General features: G+C 63.5%; 1 protein-coding gene. It reads left to right on the top strand.

Features of this window, described 5'->3' with window-relative positions:
* A partial coding sequence (locus PMI11_RS15695) for a GumC family protein (RefSeq protein WP_037071490.1) occupies positions 1-2,048 on the top strand: 2,048 nt, incomplete at both ends.

Raw genomic sequence — 2,048 nt, forward strand, 5'->3', positions numbered from 1 at the left:
CTGACGTCTGGATTACGTTTGATCCGTCGCAGGATGGTGATGATTGTGGCGCTGATGGTGGTGCTGATGGCGGCTTCCGTCGTGCTGATATCGGGGTTGAAGCCGAGCTATCATGCCGGGTCCCGGCTGATGATCCACAAGCCTCTGGCAACCGCGCTGAGCACGGGCGATGCCGGCAGCAATGCGCCGCTGAACGTCACCTCCGAGACCGAGCGGCTGCTGTCCAGAAGCGTGGCGGAGCGGGTCATTCGCGACCTACGGCTCGACGAGCGGCCGGAGTTCAACCCGGCCCTGCGCCAGGCTTCCATCGTCGACGAGATCAGGGCAACGTTGCGCGGCCTGGTGAGCAGCGATAAGCCGTCGCAGCCGGCAGGAAGCAGTCTCGAGCCGATCATTCAGGCCTATTACAAGGCGCTGAGTGTCTGGCGCGACGGCCAGAGCGACGTCGTCCAGATCGGCTTTACGGCCGGTGATGCCGAACTGGCAGCCGCCGTCCCCAACCGGCTCATCAGCATCTATCTTGAAGAGCGCAAGGACAGTATCCGCAGCAGCCTGGACACGGCGGAAGCATGGATCGGCCAGCGCATCGGCGAACAGCAGGATCGCACCAGGGCAGCCCGCGATGCTGCCGACACCTATCAGCAAACGATGGGCGTCGTTCAAAATGACGATGATCAGAGCGAACAGATCAAGGCGATCGTCGAACTCAGCGACCGGCAGACGAAGATCGGACAAAGCCGCGCCGACATCAAGGATACGATTGCCGCGCTGGAAGCAGCCCACGACCCTTCGCTTGCCGCTCAGAACAAGTCCATTCCCGACAGCATCGGCGTGATGCAAGGCGACCTGCGGACCCAGCAACAGGATCTTGCGCGCCTTCTCGACATCTATGGCAACGATGCTCCCGCTGTGATCGACCTGCGGGCAAGGATCGACAAGTCCCGCACCGATCTCGGCACTGCGGTCGACCGGTACCTGCAATCCATGCGCGCCAAGCTGACCGCCCTTGATGACGAGGACAACACAGTCCGATCGGCGCTGACGGCCGCCTATGAGCAACGGTCCCGCTCTTCGCTGGCGCAGACCGAGCTGGTGCGGCTGCAGCGCGTTGCCGACAAGGAACAGGCGACCCTGGATAAGCTCGAGGAGCAGCGCCGCGGCCTGGTCGGACAGGCCATGCTGCCGGGCGCCGAACTGGAGGTTCTGTCACCGGCTGCGGTGCCGCTTGCCCCGCAAGGGCGCAGCCGGCTGTTCTATCTGATCGGCGCCTTCTTCGCGTCGATCTCGGTTGCGGTGACGGCCGCCTTCGTGGTCGAGATGATGGACCGGACGGTGCGCAGCTTCGACCAAATCACCACAATGGCGCGCATCGTGCCGGCCGGCTTCGTCCCGCACTTGCGACGCAAAGACCGGAGAGATCCGTCGCGGCTGTTCGGGCAAACGCAGATCGGCATGTTCGACGAAGCGATCCGCACCGTGATGATCTCGCTCAAGCAGGCCAATGGCGGAAAGCTGCCGAACAGCATTGCCGTGACCTCGGCCCATAGCGGCGAAGGCAAGTCGCTGGTGGCCGGATCGCTGGCAATCGAGCTCGCCGCCAACGGAACGCCGGTGCTGCTTGTCGACAGCGACATCCGGCGCGGACATCTCGACACGCTGTTCAGGTCCGGCCTGAAACAGGGGCTGAATGAGTTCCTGAGCGGGCAGGCAAGTCTTGAGGATGTCCTCTATCACCATCCGAGCGGTATCGACTTCATCCCGACCGGCAACCCCCGTCTGCAGCGGCGCGTGCGTTTGACCGACGTGGCCGAGATCATCGAGATGGCCCGCGCCAGGGGCCAGATCGTCATCTTCGACAGCGCGCCGGTGCTCGCCTCGGCCGATACGATGCATCTGACGGCGCTCACCGAGCGAACGCTGATGGTCGTGCAATGGGCAAAGACCAGCCGACGGGCCGCCGAATTCTGCCTGCACCAGCTCAGAAGCGCCCGCAATGCCGACATCGTCGTCGCCATCAACAATGTCAAACCCAAACAGCACGCCAAATA

Source organism: Rhizobium sp. CF142 (genome assembly GCF_000281145.1).
Taxonomy (GTDB): domain Bacteria; phylum Pseudomonadota; class Alphaproteobacteria; order Rhizobiales; family Rhizobiaceae; genus Rhizobium.